1 protein-coding gene and 1 pseudogene are annotated in these 1190 nt (G+C 39.8%); both read left to right on the top strand.

Going from position 1 to position 1190, the window contains the following annotated elements:
* Positions 1 to 364 (top strand): Uma2 family endonuclease (locus AM228_RS28920; protein ID WP_197285458.1); only part of this gene is annotated, 364 nt, incomplete at its 5' end.
* A gap of 146 nt (positions 365 to 510) precedes the next feature.
* Positions 511 to 1085, top strand: a pseudogene (locus AM228_RS28925) (Uma2 family endonuclease).
* Positions 1086 to 1190: the final 105 nt, after the last annotated feature.

A 1190-nucleotide genomic window follows, 5' to 3' on the forward strand; every position in this document is an offset into this window, starting at 1 on the left:
TTTTGATTCTTCTACTGCTTTTATTTTACCCAATGGTGCAACTCGTTCCCCGGATGCTTCTTGGGTAAGTCAAGCCCGTTGGGACGCATTGACTCCAGAACAAACAAGCACTTTTGCTAATATTTGCCCGGATTTTGTCGTGGAATTGCGATCGGGTTCCGATAGTCTTAAGCCCCTGCAAGAGAAAATGCAAGAATATATGGATAATGGGGCAAAACTGGGTTGGTTAATCGATCCACAAAATCGTCAAGTGGAAATTTATCGGCCAGGGTTAAAAGTAGAAGTATTGGCAAATCCCACCGAGTTATCTGGGGAAGAAGTATTACCGGGTTTTGTGTTGAATTTGCGGCGGGTTTGGGGGTAACAAAATTTTTTGTTTATGCCACTTGATCGGCTTATAATAAAAAACACACCCTAAATTTATCTGTTAAATTTCAGCTTGCAGCTTTTGACGGATTACTAAAAGCTGAAAGCTGAAACTTTACCAAATAACTTGTGGAGAAATACCCGATGACTTACATCCTACCTAAACTCCTGAGTTTTGAGGAGTTTATTGCCCAATATGGGGATAATACACGCTATGAACTGATTGATGGAGAACTTCGAGACATGGAACCCACAGGTCTTCACGAATTGCTGGGACTATTGCCGGTAGAATTTATCTGGAAATTTTTCGGGCAAATTTTAACTGGTTGGTTCCTAAAAATTGTTTAATCAAACCTCTATATGCGACAGCGACAGCATTGCGTCCTGACGTAGTTGTTTTAGATAAAAATGAGCTTAGTCAAGAACCTCTTTGGCAAAAAGAACCGCTAATTTGCAACGGCAATACTATCAAGTTGGTGGCTGAAGTGGTTAGTACCAATTGGCAAGATGATTATGCGATAAAAGTCGAAGAATACGCTTTTTTAAAGATTCCCGAATATTGGATTGTTGATTTTCGGGGTTTGGGGGGCTGGCAATTTATTGGGAATCCTAAACAACCGACTTTTACGGTATGCAAATTAGTGGATGGAGTATATCAGCTTGTTTCTCACGTTTTTCCTGATTTAAAATTGCGACTGAAAGATGTTATGCTTACTTAGAATAAAAAGGCGATAGCGTAAAAATTTTTTGCAGGTTGGCATAACCACAAAGACACAAAGAACACAAAGAAGCCTAAACAGCCGATTTCTGAGTTTTTTGGGCAG

Origin of the sequence: Planktothricoides sp. SR001 (assembly GCF_001276715.1) — a bacterium.
Lineage (GTDB): Bacteria > Cyanobacteriota > Cyanobacteriia > Cyanobacteriales > Laspinemataceae > Planktothricoides > Planktothricoides raciborskii.